A 14988-nucleotide genomic window follows, 5' to 3' on the forward strand; every position below is an offset into this window, starting at 1 on the left:
TGAAATGATCCTGCCTCCCGACCCTCCTTCCGGTTTCGACTGGTCGAGCCACAACACCTATTCGGTCAGCCTGCTTCACCGCCACTCCGAACAACGCACCGACGAAACGCTGGTGCAGCGTCACCTCGACGATCCGCAGCGCCGCCTGATGATGCTGTTCGGGGACCGCGTGCTCGTAAGGTCCGGCCGCGCCGACTTCGAGGGCAATGCCGCCAGCGCGTTGTTTCAGGAGACGGATACCCAGATCTTTCTCGGCCTGGATCCGGAAGGGCGCCCCTGGTTTGCCGGCGAGTTCAGGAGCGAGCCCGAGCTTGAGCCGGGAGAAGCCCTCGTCGATCTTCGCAGCCTTGCCCGCGACGCCATCGTCGGCTCCGACAGTTTCGGGCCGCTGGCCCAGGCGCGCGCCACGCTATTCTGGCACCAGCGCCATCGCTTCTGCGGCGTCTGCGGTGCACCGACGGTGAGCATCGCCGCCGGCTACCAGCGCAACTGCACCGGCTGCGGCACGCAGCATTTCCCGCGCACCGACCCGGTGGTGATCATGCTGATCCAGGATGGCGAAGACCGGGTGCTGCTCGGCCGCACGCCGCGCTTCGAGGCGGGCATGTATACCTGCCTCGCCGGCTTCATGGAGCCGGGCGAGACGGTGGAAGATGCCGTCCGCCGTGAGACGAAGGAAGAGTCGGGCATCGACGTCGGCGCCGTGCGCTATCACGCCAGCCAGCCCTGGCCGTTCCCGGCCAACCTGATGCTCGGCTGCTATGGCGAGGCGATCTCCACGGACATCGAGGTCGACAAGGCCGAGATGGACGATTGCCGCTGGTTCAGCCGCGATGAGGTCAAGGCAATGCTGGCGACCACCGAGGTCGGCAAGCTTCACTGCCCGCCGAGGCTCGCGGTGGCCCGCCACCTCATCGAGGTGTGGGCCGACCTCAAGTGACGATCATTCTCCGGGCCGGAGCCCCAGATGGGCCGCCGGCTCGCGGATCTTGTCGCGGAACGGACTGGCCGGATAGCTGCCGAACACCTTGACCTCGCGGCTGAAGAACTCCAACTCCTCAAGCGCGAACTTCACCGCCGGATCGTCCGGATGCCCTTCGACGTCGGCGTAGAATTGCGTCGCGAAGAACTGACCTTCGAGCTGGTAGCTCTCCAGCTTGGTCATGTTGATGCCGTTGGTGGCAAAGCCGCCGAGCGCCTTGTAGAGCGCGGCCGGAATGTTGCGGACGCGGAAGATGAAGGTGGTGACCGTCGGCGTCCCGTAGGGCGGGGCGGCGCGAGGACGCGGCGACAGGATGATGAAGCGCGTCGTGTTGTGGAGCGTGTCCTCGCAATCGGCCTTCAGCACGTCGAGACCGTAAATGTCGGCGGCCAACGACGAGGCGATGGCGGCGCGCGTGGGATCGCCCCCCTCGGCGATCTCGCGGGCCGAACCGGCGGTGTCGGCACCGACGATCGGGGTAATGCCCAGGGAGCGCAGCGTCTGCCGGCATTGGCCGAGCGCCTGCACGTGGCTCTGCGCCGTGCGAATGCTCTCGAGCCGTGCACCGCGAACGCCGAGAAGCTGATGATGCACCGGCAGGAAGTGCTCGCCGATGATATGCACGTCGGCCTGCGGCAGGATGTGGTGGATGTCGGCGACGCGGCCGGCGGTCGAGTTCTCGATCGGAATCATGCCGAGATGCCCGGCGCCGGAAGCGAGCGCTGCAAAGCAGTCCTCGAAGGTGGGGCAGGCGATGGCCTCGCAATCGGGATAGACCTCGAGGGCGGCGAGATGGGAATTGGCGCCCGGCTCGCCCTGGAACACGACCTTAAGCTTCTCCGACATCGTTCTCTTCCGCTTTTTCAAAAGGCGAAAAGCGGCATAGCAGTCGCGCCGGAGCAATTCCAGCAAAAGCGGACACCGGGTTTGCGACAGAAAAGATAACGCCCCGGGGCCGTCAGCCCTTGAGCGACGCGCCGATGACCGCCCTGGCGCGGTCGAGATCGTGCTGCGTGTCGACGCCGAGCGGCACGTCGTCGACGATGGCCGCGTCGATGCGCATGCCCGCTTCAAGCAGGCGGAGCTGCTCGAGCTTCTCGCGCCTCTCGAGCGTCGATGGCGGCAGCGTCACGAAGCGGGCGAGCGCCGAGCGGCGATAGGCGTAGAGCCCGATGTGATGGTAGAGCGGGCCGTCGCCATGGGGCGCGGTGGCGCGGGTGAAATAGAGCGCCCGAAGCCGGCGCTCGGCCACCGGCGAGCCGACCACCTTGACGACGTTGGGGTCGATCTTCTCCTCGTCGCGGGTGATTTCGGCGGTCAGCGTGGCCACGTCGACAGCTGGATCGAGAAGCGGATCGAAGCAGGCGCGGACCGCTGACGGCGCGATGGTCGGCAGATCGCCCTGCACGTTGACGATCACCTCGACCCGTCCCTCGGGATCGGCCTTGGACAGCGCCTCGAAGATGCGGTCCGATCCGCTCGGGTGATCGGGGCGGGTCAGCACCGCGCGGCCGCCGGCCGCCTCGATCGCCGCCATGATCGAAGGGTGATCGCAGGCGACGACCACCTCGCCAATGCCGGCTTCCACGGCCCGCCGCCAGACGTGGACGATCATTGCCTCACCGTGGATGTCGGCGAGCGGCTTGTTGGGCAAGCGCGTCGACCCGAGGCGCGAGGGGATGATCACCAGGGCGTTCGGCTTCATTTCGGACACGTGGATACCCTCCCCCAAAAGACGGCAAATCGACATCGGTCGGCCCGCTTGTCAGAGGCCGCTTTATACGGCCTGACACGACCTGAGGATAGTTTGCAGCAGGGCGCAAAATCCCGTATATGCTGCCGGGTGTGACCCAAAAGCCTCTGGCGCGGTCCATTCCGAAATTGCCAAATGTCACGCGCGCCGGGGCGGGCGCCGCGCGACCCCAAGGAGCCGGTGTCCCTGATGTCGCTGCAACCCAACAAGATTCTCGGCGCCGTGCTGGCGGTCGCCGTCGTCGCCTTTGCCATCGATTTCGTTTCCGATCAGATTTTCGCCAAGCAGGATCTCAAGACGCCCGGCTATGTCGTGGACATGAACGCCGCTCCGGCCGTCGCCGCCGCCGAGGCGCCCGCCCCCGCCGCGGTCGAGCCTGATCCCAACGCGTCGGCCCCTGCCGGGGCCCAGCAGGCAGCGACGGCCGCCGACGCGGGCGCCGCTCCCGAAACGCAGCAGGTCGCTGCGGCCGCACCGGCAGCGGCTGCCGCATCGGACGTGGCGCCGATCGCCGATCGCCTCAAGACGGCCGACGTCGCTGCCGGCGAGAAGGCCAGCAAGGTCTGCACCGCCTGTCATTCGTTCGCCGATTCGGGCGCCAACAAGGTTGGCCCGGGCCTTTGGGAAGTGGTGAACCGCAAGCCGGGTACCCATGAAGGCTTCAAGTATTCGCCTGCCATGATGACCTTCGGCGAAACCCACACCTGGGATTACGCCACGCTTGACGTCTATCTCACCAATCCCAAGGCCGAGGTGCCCGGCAACAAGATGGCCTTCGCCGGCGTCAAGAAGCCGGAGGACCGCGCCAATCTCATCGCCTATCTCCGGTCGCTGTCGGCCAATCCGGCCCCGTTGCCGTGAGGCGGCGTCCAAGGAAACCGGAAAGCGCGGGCGGCCGTCAGGCCGCCCGTTGTCTTTTGGCGAAGGCCGGTAGCGGCAGGGCGATGGTGGCGAGACCGAGAAGGATCAGGCCCATGCCGGCGACGCGCAGCGGCGAGAAGGTCTCGCCCAGCACCAGCCAGGACGACAGCGTGCCGAACAGCGGCACCAGGAGCGAGAAGGGCGCCACCGTCGAGGCCGGGTGGTTCTTGAGCAGGAAGCCCCAGAGGCCGAAGCCGACCAGCGTGGCGAGCAGGGCGAGATAGAGCACCGAACCGGCGCCGACGAGGCCCATACCGGTGACGCCCGTAACAATGGCCGGCCAGCCCTCGATGGCCAGCGACAGCGCGAACAGCGGGATCGGCGGCACCAGACTCAGCCAGACCATCATGGCGAACATGTCGACCTTGCCGGCACCGCGCATCAGAACGTTGCCGAGCGCCCAGCTTGCGGCCGAAGCGATGGTGAGGCCGAGGCCGATCATCGTGAAGTCGCCACCCACCGTCGAGGCGATGGTGAGAAGGCCGAGCGCGGCGACGCCGGCGCCGGCAAGCTGGCGCGGCCTTGGCCGCTCGCCGAGGGCCAGCGCGGCGAACAGGATGGTCAGAAAGGCCTGGCTTTGCAGCGTCACCGAGGCGAGGCCGGGTGGCATTCCGAGCTTCATCGCCGGGAAGAGAAAGGCGAACTGGCCGACGAACAACGTCATGCCCACGGCGATCATCCGCCCCGGCGGCACATTCGGCCGGGCGAGGAAGACGACCGGCAAGGCGGCAACGACAAAGCGCAGCGCGGCGAGCAGCAGCGGTGGCACCGAGCCGAGCCCGAGGCGGATGACGACGAAGTTGAAGCCCCAGATCGCCGTGACGAGGACGGCGAGGGCGATGTGGCGCATGGGCATGGGCGAACGGCTCCGGCAGGACAACCAAGCCTAGCGGCGTGGAGACCATGACGCAAAGGGGGAAATCATCACGTCCGCGCGACGGCAAGGCGGCCGTCGACGTAGTCGCGCAGGATGCCGAGCGCTTCGCCGGGAGACCGATGCAGCGTCGGCAAGGCGGCGTGCAGCCAGAGACCGTCGATCATCGCCGCGATGCCCCTGGCAAGGGCGGGCGCACCGTCGCCCACAAGCGGTCGCAGATCGTGCCGAAGGTTGGCTTCAAGCCGCTTCAGGTAGATGGCGAGCAAACGCGCCGCAGCCGTGTCGTGGATCGACTGCATGTAGAAGGCGAGCCAGGCGGAGATGACCGCCGGCGAGAACTGCTCGGGGGCAAAACACGCCTCCAGAATGGCGTCGACGCGTCCGCGCGGATCTCCGGCCTCGGCGAGGCGGCGCCGGGCGGCGAGCGCGAACTCGCCGAGGAGATGCCGCATGGTCGCCGACAGCAACTCGTCCTTCGAGCCGAAATAATGGTGGGCCAGCGCCGGCGACACGCCGGCCCTTTTGGCGATGTCGCCCATGGTGACGCCGTTCAGCCCGCGCTCGTGAATGGCCTGGACGGCCGCGACGACCAGTTCATGCCGGCGGATCGGCTGCATGCCGCGTTTCGGCATCCCACTCTCCCTCACTGTCGGCCACAGCATATTTTTAATTGACTGCTCAATCAATAAAAATCCAACAACGTTGATCTGGACCGATTTCAGACCAAAACAGCGCGGAGCCAGCCAGAAATACGCTTCGGAGCGCGGATTCCGGCGGAAACCACAAAGTAGTCCACGGACATTTTCCAAAAAACCATTGGCAAGCGCAGGAAAATGCGTATTCATTTCGCACCATATGGTCATAAAACTTTCATGGCCCCATAGAGACGCCGTCTCCGGAGGGGGCCTAGGAGCGATACCGCCGATGAAGTCCGCCTTTGCCGCCCTGCCGATCGCCCTTGCCCTTGCAGGCCCCACGCTCGCCGCCGAGGGCGACGCCTGCACAACGGTGCGCTTCGCCGACGTCGGCTGGACCGACATCGCCGCGACCACCGGTGCCGCCTCGGTGGTGCTGGAGGGGCTGGGCTATCAGCCGGAGGTGCAGCTTCTGGCCTTACCGGTCACCTTCGCCTCTCTCGCCAACGGCGATATCGACGTCTTCCTCGGCAACTGGATGCCGACCATGGAGGCCGACCTCAAGCCCTATCTCGACAAGGGGACGATCGAGGTGACGGGGGTCAACCTCGAAGGCGCCAAATACACGCTGGCGGTGCCGAAATACACCTTCGACGCCGGCCTCAAGACCTTCGGCGACATCGCCAAGTTCAAGGCCGAGCTCGGCGGCAAGCTCTACGGCATCGAGCCGGGCAACGACGGCAACCGCCTGATCCTCGGCATGATCGAAGGCAACACGTTCGGCCTCAACGGCTTCGAGCTGGTGGAAAGCTCCGAGCAGGGCATGCTGGCCGAAGTGAGCCGGGCAGTGAAGGACAACAAGCCGATCGTCTTCCTCGGCTGGGAGCCGCATCCGATGAACGCCCGCTTCGAGATGGCCTATCTCGAAGGCGGCGACGACGTGTTCGGACCCAATCTGGGCGGCGCCACCATCTACACCAACACGCGCAAGGGCTTCTCGACCGACTGTCCCAACCTCGGGCGCTTCCTCGGCAACCTGAAATTCTCGCTGGCGCTCGAGAACGAAATCATGGGCGACATCCTCGACAACGGGGTCGAGGCGAAGGAGGCCGCCAAGACCTGGCTGAAAGCGCATCCCGACATGCTGGGTCCCTGGCTCGACGGCGTGACGACGCGCGACGGCAAGGACGGCCTTGCCGCGGTGAAGGCGTCGCTAGGACTCTGATGATGACGCGGCGAATGGGAGGCTGAGGCGAAGATGGATTTCCTCACGGCCTACAAGATCCCGGTCGGCCCCTGGGCCAAGACGCTGGTCGACTGGCTGACGGCCAACGGCGGCGGAGCGTTCGACGCCATCGCCGCCGTGCTGGGCGGCGCCGTCGGCTGGATCGTGCTGGCGCTGCAAGCGCCGCCGCCTCCGGTCACCGTGGCGCTGATCGCCACCTTGGCCTTCGTGCTGAAGCGCTCGATCCCGCTCGCCCTGTTCGTTGCCGCCGCCCTACTCTTCATCGTCAACCAGGGCTTCTGGAAGGAAACCACCCAGACGCTGGCGCTCGTCGTCGCCTCTTCGGCGGTCTGCATGGGCCTCGGCGTGCCGATCGGCATCCTGGCGGCCCGCCGTCCCTGGGCGATGGCGGCGCTGCGTCCGGTGCTCGACCTGATGCAGACGATCCCCACCTTCGTCTACCTCATTCCGGCGCTGGTGCTGTTCGGCCTGGGCATGGTGCCAGGCCTGATCGCCACGGTGATCTTCGCCCTGCCCGCCTCGATCCGCCTCACCGCCCTCGGCGTCTCCTCGACGCCTAAGCCGCTGATCGAGGCCGCCGACAGCTTCGGCGCCACGCCGTTGCAGCGCCTCGTCAAGGTGGAGCTGCCCTATGCGATGCCGCAGATCCTCGCCGGCCTCACCCAGACCATCATGCTGTCGCTGTCCATGGTGGTGATCGCGGCCATGGTCGGTGCCAACGGTCTCGGCGTGCCGGTGGTCAGGGCGCTCAACACCGTCAACATCGGCATGGGCTTTACCGCCGGTCTCGCCATCGTGCTGATTGCCATCATGCTCGACCGCATGTGCCGGATTCGCGGCTGAGGAGTTGTTTCTTGTCACCCTCCCGCGTTCGCGACGCGCTGCGCTTCGAGCGCGTCGACATCCTCTTCGGCAAGAAGCCGGAGGCCGCCTTTCCCCTGATCGACGCCGGCCTCAGCCCGTCCGAGATCTCCGCCGATACCGGCCTCACCATCGGCGCCATGCAGGCGTCCTTTTCGGTGCGCGAGGGCGAATGCCTCGTGCTGATGGGGCTCTCCGGCTCAGGCAAGTCGACGCTGATCCGCGCCGTCAACGGCCTCAACCGGGTGAGCCGCGGCCGCCTGTTCGTCCGCGATGGCGAGGAGGAAGTGGACGTCGCGCGCTGCGATGCCGCGACGCTGCGCCGCATCCGCCGCCGGCGCGTCGCCATGGTGTTCCAGCAGTTCGGTCTCCTGCCCTGGCGGACGGTGGCCGACAACGTGGCGCTCGGCCTTGAGCTTGCCGGCGTGCCCAAGGCCGAGATCGCCCCGCGCGTCGAAGCCGAGCTCCAGCGCGTTCACCTTGCCGACTGGGCCGGACGCCGGGTGCAGGAACTGTCCGGCGGAATGCAGCAGCGGGTCGGCCTTGCCCGCGCCTTTGCCACGGAAGCGCCGATCCTCCTGATGGACGAGCCTTTCTCGGCGCTCGACCCGTTGATCCGCGACAAGCTGCAGGACGAGCTGATCGGCTTCCGCTCCGAACTCAAACGGACCATCCTGTTCGTCAGCCACGACCTCGACGAGGCGATGAAGCTCGGCGACCGCATCGCCATCATGGCTGGCGGGCGCGTGGTGCAGGTCGGCACCGCGCAGGAGATCATGCTCAACCCGGCGACGCCCTATGTCGCCGAGTTCGTCGCCCACATGAACCCGCTCAACGTGCTGCGCGCCGCCGACGTCATGACGCCGGCAAGCGAGACGCCTCGCGACGAGGAGAGCGCCATAGTGGCCCTCCGCACTCCGATCCGTGAGGTGATGGCTGCTTCCGTCGCCACCGGCAAGCCGGTGCTCGTCGAAAACGGCGGCGAGATCGTCGGCGCCATCTCCTCCGAGGCGATCCTGAAGGCCATTCTCAGGAGGTAGCCCCTTAGGCCTTCTGGGAGCCGACGAGACCGAGATAATCCCAGATCACCGTGGCGGCGGCGAGCGAGGTGATCTCGGAGACGTCATAGGCCGGCGCCACCTCGACGACGTCCATGCCGACGAAGCCGATACCCGTGAGATTCCGCAGGATCGCCTGGCTCTGCCAGGGAAGAATGCCGGCAAACTCCGGCGTGCCGGTCCCGGGCGCAAAGGCCGGGTCGAGGCAGTCGACGTCATAGCTGAAATAGGCCGGCCCGGTGCCGATCACCTGCCGAACGCGCTCCGCCACGGCCGCCGGCCCTGTCGCATGGACATCCTGAGCGCTGAGAATGGTGACGCCCTTGCCGATCGTCCAATCCCACACCTCGCGCTGCACCGGCGAGCGGATACCGATCTGGATCATCCTTCTGGGATCGACGAGGCCTTCCTCGATGGCATGATAGAAAGGCGAGCCGTGGCCGTAGACCTGACCGAAGTTGTCGGGCCAGGTGTCGACATGGGCGTCGAAATGAACGAGGCCGAGCGGCGCGCCGACCTTGCGTCGTAGCGCCCTGAGGAGCGGCAGCGTGATGCCGTGCTCACCGCCGATGGCAAGAAGGTGGTTCAAGCCTTCGGCCTGCGCTTCGATCAACCGGTAGCTTTCGGACAGATCACCCAGAGCGATCGTGAAATCACCGATGTCGGCGAGGTCGAGGCGCGTCGGGTCGGTCCAGAAATGCGGATGGTCGCCGTCGGTCAGCATGCGGCTCGCCGCGCGGACGGCAGCCGGGCCGGACCGGGCGCCGGTGCGGTTGGTGACGCCGATATCAAGCGGAATGCCGGCCAGCGCATAGTCTGCGCTGCGATCGAAGCGGGAAAGCCCCATGAAGCTCGGGGCAACGGCAAAGGTCGGGATACCGGACATGACGCTCCTGGACGGTCTCGGCGCCGCCTCAGGTCTCGGCGGCCACCGGCAGATGGATTGCGGCAGTCAAGCCGCCACCGGGCCGGTTGGCAAGCGTCAATTCACCGCCATGCGCCCGAACGATCGAACGCGCCGTGGCGAGACCGAGGCCGACGCCGCCCGTTTCCAGATTGCGCGAGGTTTCGAGCCGGGTAAAGGGCGCGAACACCTCCTCCAGCTTGTCCTCGGGAATGCCTGGACCGTCGTCGTCGACCGCGATGATCACGCCGGTTGGAGCGGCCTCCAGCCTGACACGGGCACGGACGCCGTAGCGGACGGCGTTCTCGACGAGATTGCGCAGGGCGCGACGGAGTGACACCGGCCGGACCGAGAGATAGACATGCTCCGGCCCCTCGACGGTGACATCCTGACCCAGATCGGAAAAGTCGGCCGATACCGCTTCCACCAGCGCCACGAGGTCGGTGTTGCGCGACTCTTCGGCCGTCGCGTCGTCGCGGGCAAAGGCCAATGTCGCCTCGGCCATGCGCGTCATCTCGTCGATGGTGTCGACCATCCGCTCGCGCGTCTCGTCGTCGTCGATGAACTCCGCCCTCAGGCGCAAGGAGGTGAGCGGCGTCCGAAGGTCGTGGCTGATGGCCGCCACCATGCGCGTGCGATCGGCCACGAAGCGGCTGACGCGCGCCTGCATGGCATTGAAGGCACGGTTGGTGCGAACGATCTCCTCCGGACCGCGCTCCGGCAACTCAGGGACGCCCTCGCCGCGACCGAGCCGATCGGAAGCCTGCGCCAGCTCGCGGAGCGGCCTGGTGATGCGGCGCACCGATAGCGCGGTGACCAGTGATACGGCGATCACAGTCAGCAAGGTCGACATGACAATCGGCCAGGCCCAAAGCTCAGGACGCGGCAACAGCGTCTCGGAGTTGAGCCAGGAACCGTCGGAGAGATGCACGGACAGCGCCAGCGTCGGCGGCCAATGCTTGATGACTCGCCGTTGCCAGCCGCCCGGACCAAGACGGTGGCGCTGCATCATTGTGCCGCTGCCCTCGTCATCTCGATCGCTGTCGGCGAACTCGGCGCGCACCTGCCGGCCTGGGCCGAAGATCTCATCGAGCTTGGCTCGCGGTTCCCCCTCCGGCCAAACGGTGGTGGACCCCTCAACCAAGGGCCCCGGGGTAACCGAATAGGCGAACCGACTGGTACTGAGCGCGGCGAGAATGCGGTCGCGCTGACCGACCGGTGTTTCCTCGATCAGCTTGGCCAGCGTGGCGATCCGGCCGAGCACCTGTTCGCGTGCGGCCGCGTCGATCGCCGACCGCCGACTTTCGGCGAAGAAGACCAGCATGATCACCTGGGCGACCAGCACCGCGGCGATCAGCAGCACGGAAAGCTGGCCGGCAAGGCTGCGGGGGAAGAAGCGTAGCCTCACTCGGACAATTCCTCGACGTCGGCGGCGAAGATGTAGCCACCGCCCCAGACCGTCTTGATCAGCTCGGGGTTCTTCGGATCGACCTCGATCTTCTTGCGCAACCGGCTCACCTGGTTGTCGATCGATCGATCGAAGATCTGTGGGGTTCGTCCGGAGGTGAGATCCATCAGCTGGTCGCGGTTGAGAACCATGTTGGGGCGTTTCAGGAAGGCCGTGAGCAACTGGAACTCCGCCGTCGACAAGGGCAGCGCCACACCATCGCCGCCGACCAGCTCGCGTCGTCGGGCGTCGAGCACAAAGCGATCGAACCTCAGCCGCCGCGCTTCCAGGGGGTCTCGCGGCTTGGGCACCGCCTGGGTCCGCCTGAGCACGGCGCGGATGCGCGCAAGCAACTCGCGCGGATTGAAAGGCTTGGTGACATAGTCGTCGGCGCCGATCTCCAGGCCGACGACCCGGTCGGTATCCTCGGCCATGGCGGTGAGCAGGATCACCGGCGTGTCCGAACTCTCGCGCAGGAAGCGGCAGAGGCTGAGACCATCCTCGCCGGGCATCATGATATCGAGCACCACGAGATCGACCGCCGCCGCCTTCAGCGCCTTACGCGCCGCCGCCGCGTTTTCCGACGTGGTGACGCGGAAGCCATTCTTCAGAAGATAGCGGCCGATGAGGTCTCGGATCTCGCGATGGTCGTCCACCACCAGGATGTGGGGCTGGGGTTCGGTCATGTCGGGTACTCAAACGTTCCGTTCCCCAAGAATAGCGATCCGCCGGAAGGATGCCAAAGGAAATGGTATCAAGATGTATCAGTCGCCGATGAGGTTACGCCTCAATACAACCGAGGCCTTTCCCGGCGAATTTGCGCGACAATTGGTGCCTATGTTGAGTTCGGCCGCCAACGGGAACCCCCTTTTCAAGCCGTGGGCGGAACGGACAAACAAGGAGAAGCTCCCGTGAAAGCGCTCACACTCGCAACGATTTCCGCCCTCTCGATCGTCACCATCGGCACGGTCGCCTTCGCCGCCGGTCCCGGCATGGGGCCGATGGGCTTTGGTCCGGCTGGCGGACCGATGAAGCTGTTCGCCGAGGCGGACACCAACAAGGACGGCAAGCTCGACGCCGCCGAGCTGACCGCCTATCGCGACAAGATGTTCGCCGAGGCCAACAGCGACGGCAAGGACGGCGTGACCATCCAGGAGTTCGAGCCCTGGTTCTGGAAGCAGCACCGCGAGATGATGGTGCGCGCCTTCCAGCGCCTCGACGCCGACGGTGACGGCCAGATCACCAAGGCCGAGGCGGACGCGGCCGGAGAGATGATGATCAATCGCTTCGACCGCAACGATGATGGGGTACTGTCGGCTGACGATCGCCCCGGCCGTGGTGGCTGGGAGCGTGACGCCCGGCACGGCCGCCATCACGGCCCCGGCATGATGAAGCGGTGGATGGATCAGGGCGGTCCCGCCGAGGACGCGCCCGCCGACGAGACGCCGGCGCCCGCCAACTGATGCGATGATCGGCAAACGCTAATCGAGAAGCGAAGGCCGCCCTTCCCGGAGGGCGGCCTTCCGCGTTCAGTGCCGGTCGATGATCAAGAGGTCGTCCTTCTTGAAGGAGACGGTGGCCGCGGCGCCGATCTTGGGCAGGTCCAGTGCCGGATCGTTGAAGATGTCGAGCGACACCCGCGCCTCGCGAAGCCGCACCCGCACGCGTATCACCGCACCGAGGAAAGCCACTTCTTCCACGGTGCCGGTCAGGGTGTTGCGGTCGCCTTCACCGCCGCCAAGCGTCAGTGCCTCCGGCCTCAGCGCCACCGTCGCCTCGTCGGCGATGCCATAGGTGGAAATGTCGCGGGCCGTCACCACCGGCTGGCCATCGATCGACACGCGGCCGGTTGCCGGATCGACGACGCGGGCCTCGAACAGGTTGAGCGTGCCGACGAAGCTTGCCACGAAACGCGTCGCGGGATTGTTGTAGATCTCCGAGGGCGTGCCGACCTGATCGGCCCGACCCTCGTTCATCACCACGATGCGGTCGGAGATGGACAGCGCCTCCTCCTGGTCATGAGTCACGAAGACGGTGGTGATGCCGAGTTCGCGCTGGAGAGCCCTGATCTCCTCGCGCAGGGATACGCGGATCTTGGCGTCGAGCGCTGACAGCGGCTCATCGAGCAGCAGCACCTGCGGCTTGATCGCCAGCGCCCGGGCGAGCGCCACGCGCTGCTGCTGACCCCCCGAAAGCTGGTAAGGGTAGCGATCACCGAGGTCGGGCAGCTTGATCAGTTCCAGCATCTCGGCAACTCGGGCGTCGATCTCGCTGCGGTCCTTGCCGGCGATCTTGAGGCCGAAGCCGATGTTGCCGGCCACCGTGAGGTTGGGGAACAGCGCATAGGCCTGGAACACCATGCCGACATTGCGCTTGGCCGGCGGCAGGTGGGTCATCTCGGCGCCGCCGACGCGGATCGAGCCGGACGACGCCGTCTCGAAGCCGGCGATCATCCTGAGGATGGTGGTCTTGCCGCAGCCGGACGGGCCGAGGAAGGAAATGAACTCGCCCTTTTCGATGGACAAGTTGAAGTCGTGGACCACGGTGTTCGGACCGAAGGACTTCTTGAGATGGCTGATTTCGATGAAGGACATCGGGCGTTCCGTGGATGCGGCGGGTTGGGCCGGGTCAGGGGCGGGCGGCAGCGGCATTGCGGGAGATCACCTGGATGATGCCCATGCAGGCCCATGTGATCATGAAGGCCATGACGGCCAGCGCCGCCGGCTCGTAGGCGCGGTTGGCGCCGATGAGCTGGAGGTAGGGGCCGAAGGCGGGTCGATTGAGCAGGCTGGCGAAGGTAAACTCGCCGATGACGATGGCGAAGGTCAGGAAAGCGCCCGACAGCATGGCCGACCGGATGTTGGGCAGGATGATGCGCCAGATGATGGTTCCCGAGGATGCGCCGAGGCTCTCGGCGGCCTCGGTCAGCGTCCTGACATCGATGGAGCGGAGGCCGGTCTCGATGGACCGATACATGTAGGGCAGCGCCAGGGTCACGTAGCCGCAGGTCAGCAGGAAGTTGGTGCCGAGCGAGGAGTTGGTCAGCGGCAGGAGGCTCGACGAGTTGTAGAGCCGGAGATAGCCGAAGACGATGACGATGGCCGGCACCACCAGCGGCAGCAGCGTCACGAACTCGACGAAAGGCCTGAGTTTCCTGAGCCTCAACTCGACGAAATAGGCCATCGGCACGATGATCGCCATGCCGAAGACGATGGTGACCACCGCAAGGCCGACCGAGAAGGTGAAGGACGACTGGAACTGCGGGTCGGCCAGCACCACACGGTAGGCCTCGAAGCTGTAGACGCCCCGGAGCTTTCTCAGCGAGAACTCGAAGGTGGCGGCGAGCGGCACCAGGAAATACAGCGTGCCGATCAGGATGGCGAGCCAGTGGCCGAGACGGTCGGTCTTCATTTGAGCCACCTTTCGCTACGCACGCGGAGCAGGATGTAGCAGAGGTTCGACAGGCCGGTGATGACGATCATGCCGAAGGCGATGGCGTAACCGAGGTTCTGGTCGTGCAACACGTCGCCGCGGATCTGCGCATAGAGCAGGATGGTGACGATGTTCAGCGACGAGCCGGTCAGCGCATAGGCCGTGGCGATGGCGCCGAAGGCGTTGGCGAACAGCAGCAGCGCCGCGCCGAGGAAGCTCGGCAGCAGCACCGGACCGGCGATATGACGCCAGTATTGCCAGGTGGAGGCGCCGAGGATGGTGGCCGCCTCGCGCCATTCCTTCTTGAGCCCCTCGATGGCCGGGGTGACGATCAGCACCATCAGCGGGATCTGGAAGTAGAGATAGGTGAGCGTCAGCCCCCAGAAGGACAGAAGGTTGAAACCCTGGGCGTAGATGTTGAGCCCGAAGACCGACGAAAGGAAGATGGTCACCAGCCCCTGGCGGCCGAGCGTCGCCAGGAAAGCGAAGGCCAAGGGTACGCCGGCAAACTGCGAAGCGACGCCGGAGAAGGTCATGATGGTCGGGCGGATCCAGCGCGGCAGGCCGCCGGATACCGCCGCATAAGCGATGAAGGCGCCGATTGCCGCACCGATCACCGCCGAGGCGACCGACACCTTGATGGAAATCCAGTAGGACGACAGGATGGTCGGGGTCCACAGCTTGCCGAGGTTGGAAAGCGTGAAGCCGCCTTCGTTGTCCTGAAACGCACCGACCACCAGGAACAGGGTCGGCAGGATCAGGAACAGCACGGCAAAGGCCATGAACGGCGTGACCCCGACAACGGCCCAGGGCACGCGTGGACGGGGAAGACTGGCGGGTGAAGCGTTGGAAGCCATGCTGCTCGCTATCCG

The 14988-nt window shown here is 66.1% G+C and carries 16 protein-coding genes; 6 read left to right on the plus strand and 10 right to left on the minus strand.

The window, feature by feature from the left end; all coding sequences use genetic code 11:
- Positions 1–4 precede the first annotated feature (4 nt).
- Positions 5–940: an NAD(+) diphosphatase gene (nudC, locus tag CXZ10_RS08420; protein ID WP_101288712.1), complete on the plus strand. Its 936-nt coding sequence runs from the start codon at positions 5–7 to the stop codon at positions 938–940.
- Positions 941–943: 3 nt separating this feature from the next.
- On the opposite strand, the gene CXZ10_RS08425 is transcribed toward nudC, so the two are convergent.
- Together CXZ10_RS08425 and CXZ10_RS08430 are read right to left on the minus strand one after the other, a co-directional pair.
- Positions 944–1828, minus strand: a complete 885-nt coding sequence (locus CXZ10_RS08425; protein WP_101288713.1) for a prephenate dehydratase — start codon at positions 1826–1828, stop codon at positions 944–946.
- A gap of 112 nt (positions 1829–1940) precedes the next feature.
- Positions 1941–2687, minus strand: a complete 747-nt coding sequence (locus CXZ10_RS08430; protein ID WP_101288714.1) for a 3-deoxy-manno-octulosonate cytidylyltransferase — start codon at positions 2685–2687, stop codon at positions 1941–1943.
- Positions 2688–2870: 183 nt separating this feature from the next.
- Here CXZ10_RS08430 and CXZ10_RS08435 point away from each other — a divergent pair, with 183 nt between their 5' ends.
- Positions 2871–3596 carry a c-type cytochrome gene (locus tag CXZ10_RS08435; protein ID WP_101288715.1) on the plus strand — a complete coding sequence of 242 codons (726 nt, stop codon included), beginning with the start codon at positions 2871–2873 and terminating at the stop codon, positions 3594–3596.
- A 37-nt stretch (positions 3597–3633) separates the two neighbouring features.
- On the opposite strand, the gene CXZ10_RS08440 is transcribed toward CXZ10_RS08435, so the two are convergent.
- Positions 3634–4512, minus strand: a complete 879-nt coding sequence (locus CXZ10_RS08440) for an EamA family transporter (RefSeq protein ID WP_101288716.1) — start codon at positions 4510–4512, stop codon at positions 3634–3636.
- A gap of 68 nt (positions 4513–4580) precedes the next feature.
- Positions 4581–5165 (minus strand): choline-binding transcriptional repressor BetI, encoded by a 585-nt coding sequence (gene betI / locus CXZ10_RS08445; protein WP_101288717.1) that lies wholly within the window; start codon positions 5163–5165, stop codon positions 4581–4583.
- A gap of 292 nt (positions 5166–5457) precedes the next feature.
- Here betI and CXZ10_RS08450 point away from each other — a divergent pair, with 292 nt between their 5' ends.
- The 3 genes from CXZ10_RS08450 to CXZ10_RS08460 are packed head-to-tail and all read left to right on the plus strand — an operon-like array spanning position 5458 to position 8315.
- Positions 5458–6393, plus strand: coding sequence for a choline ABC transporter substrate-binding protein (locus tag CXZ10_RS08450; RefSeq protein ID WP_101288718.1), 936 nt, complete (start codon positions 5458–5460; stop codon positions 6391–6393).
- A gap of 33 nt (positions 6394–6426) precedes the next feature.
- A complete protein-coding gene (gene choW, locus CXZ10_RS08455; protein ID WP_101288719.1) occupies positions 6427–7257 on the plus strand; it encodes a choline ABC transporter permease subunit in 831 nt (276 codons plus the stop codon).
- An 11-nt stretch (positions 7258–7268) separates the two neighbouring features.
- A complete protein-coding gene (locus CXZ10_RS08460; protein ID WP_180335917.1) occupies positions 7269–8315 on the plus strand; it encodes an ATP-binding cassette domain-containing protein in 1047 nt (348 codons plus the stop codon).
- A 4-nt stretch (positions 8316–8319) separates the two neighbouring features.
- Here CXZ10_RS08460 and speB read toward each other — a convergent pair whose 3' ends face one another.
- The 3 genes from speB to CXZ10_RS08475 are packed head-to-tail and all read right to left on the minus strand — an operon-like array spanning position 8320 to position 11370.
- The gene (gene speB / locus CXZ10_RS08465; RefSeq protein ID WP_101288720.1) at positions 8320–9219 is read right to left on the minus strand and encodes an agmatinase; all 900 of its coding nucleotides are present in this window, start codon (positions 9217–9219) and stop codon (positions 8320–8322) included.
- A 28-nt stretch (positions 9220–9247) separates the two neighbouring features.
- Complete coding sequence (locus CXZ10_RS08470) at positions 9248–10645, minus strand: ATP-binding protein (RefSeq protein ID WP_210199883.1); 1398 nt, start codon at positions 10643–10645, stop codon at positions 9248–9250.
- Positions 10642–11370 (minus strand): response regulator, encoded by a 729-nt coding sequence (locus CXZ10_RS08475; RefSeq protein ID WP_101288721.1) that lies wholly within the window; start codon positions 11368–11370, stop codon positions 10642–10644. The genes CXZ10_RS08470 and CXZ10_RS08475 overlap by 4 nt, the downstream gene beginning before the upstream one ends.
- Before the next feature lie 225 nt (positions 11371–11595).
- Between CXZ10_RS08475 and CXZ10_RS08480 the strand changes: the two genes are divergently transcribed.
- On the plus strand, positions 11596–12147 hold the full coding sequence (locus CXZ10_RS08480) for an EF-hand domain-containing protein (RefSeq protein WP_180335918.1): 552 nt from the start codon (positions 11596–11598) through the stop codon (positions 12145–12147).
- 66 nt (positions 12148–12213) lie between these two features.
- Here the strand turns inward: CXZ10_RS08480 and CXZ10_RS08485 are convergent, their stop codons facing one another.
- From CXZ10_RS08485 to CXZ10_RS08495, 3 genes are read right to left on the minus strand one after another with little or no spacing between them, the layout of a single operon-like run.
- Positions 12214–13278, minus strand: a complete 1065-nt coding sequence (locus CXZ10_RS08485; protein ID WP_101288723.1) for an ABC transporter ATP-binding protein — start codon at positions 13276–13278, stop codon at positions 12214–12216.
- Between the two features lie 34 nt (positions 13279–13312).
- Entirely contained in the window at positions 13313–14095 is a 783-nt protein-coding gene (locus CXZ10_RS08490) for an ABC transporter permease (protein ID WP_101288724.1), read from the minus strand.
- Positions 14092–14973 carry an ABC transporter permease gene (locus CXZ10_RS08495; protein ID WP_101288725.1) on the minus strand — a complete coding sequence of 294 codons (882 nt, stop codon included), beginning with the start codon at positions 14971–14973 and terminating at the stop codon, positions 14092–14094. The genes CXZ10_RS08490 and CXZ10_RS08495 overlap by 4 nt, the downstream gene beginning before the upstream one ends.
- Between the last annotated feature and the right edge of the window lie 15 nt (positions 14974–14988).

This window comes from Pleomorphomonas diazotrophica (genome assembly GCF_002844595.1).
GTDB lineage: Bacteria > Pseudomonadota > Alphaproteobacteria > Rhizobiales > Pleomorphomonadaceae > Pleomorphomonas > Pleomorphomonas diazotrophica.

What these genes read in the sequence shown, in the direction of transcription:
- CXZ10_RS08425 (WP_101288713.1), bottom strand. Translation starts at nt 1,828, where the DNA reads ATGTCGGAGAAGCTTAAGGTCGTGTTCCAGGGCGAGCCGGGCGCCAAT.
- CXZ10_RS08490 (WP_101288724.1), bottom strand. Translation starts at nt 14,095, where the DNA reads ATGAAGACCGACCGTCTCGGCCACTGGCTCGCCATCCTGATCGGCACG.
- choW (WP_101288719.1), top strand. Translation starts at nt 6,427, where the DNA reads ATGGATTTCCTCACGGCCTACAAGATCCCGGTCGGCCCCTGGGCCAAG.
- CXZ10_RS08475 (WP_101288721.1), bottom strand. Translation starts at nt 11,370, where the DNA reads ATGACCGAACCCCAGCCCCACATCCTGGTGGTGGACGACCATCGCGAG.
- CXZ10_RS08485 (WP_101288723.1), bottom strand. Translation starts at nt 13,278, where the DNA reads ATGTCCTTCATCGAAATCAGCCATCTCAAGAAGTCCTTCGGTCCGAAC.
- nudC (WP_101288712.1), top strand. Translation starts at nt 5, where the DNA reads ATGATCCTGCCTCCCGACCCTCCTTCCGGTTTCGACTGGTCGAGCCAC.
- CXZ10_RS08450 (WP_101288718.1), top strand. Translation starts at nt 5,458, where the DNA reads ATGAAGTCCGCCTTTGCCGCCCTGCCGATCGCCCTTGCCCTTGCAGGC.
- CXZ10_RS08440 (WP_101288716.1), bottom strand. Translation starts at nt 4,512, where the DNA reads ATGCCCATGCGCCACATCGCCCTCGCCGTCCTCGTCACGGCGATCTGG.
- speB (WP_101288720.1), bottom strand. Translation starts at nt 9,219, where the DNA reads ATGTCCGGTATCCCGACCTTTGCCGTTGCCCCGAGCTTCATGGGGCTT.
- CXZ10_RS08435 (WP_101288715.1), top strand. Translation starts at nt 2,871, where the DNA reads ATGTCACGCGCGCCGGGGCGGGCGCCGCGCGACCCCAAGGAGCCGGTG.
- CXZ10_RS08495 (WP_101288725.1), bottom strand. Translation starts at nt 14,973, where the DNA reads ATGGCTTCCAACGCTTCACCCGCCAGTCTTCCCCGTCCACGCGTGCCC.
- betI (WP_101288717.1), bottom strand. Translation starts at nt 5,165, where the DNA reads ATGCCGAAACGCGGCATGCAGCCGATCCGCCGGCATGAACTGGTCGTC.
- CXZ10_RS08430 (WP_101288714.1), bottom strand. Translation starts at nt 2,687, where the DNA reads ATGAAGCCGAACGCCCTGGTGATCATCCCCTCGCGCCTCGGGTCGACG.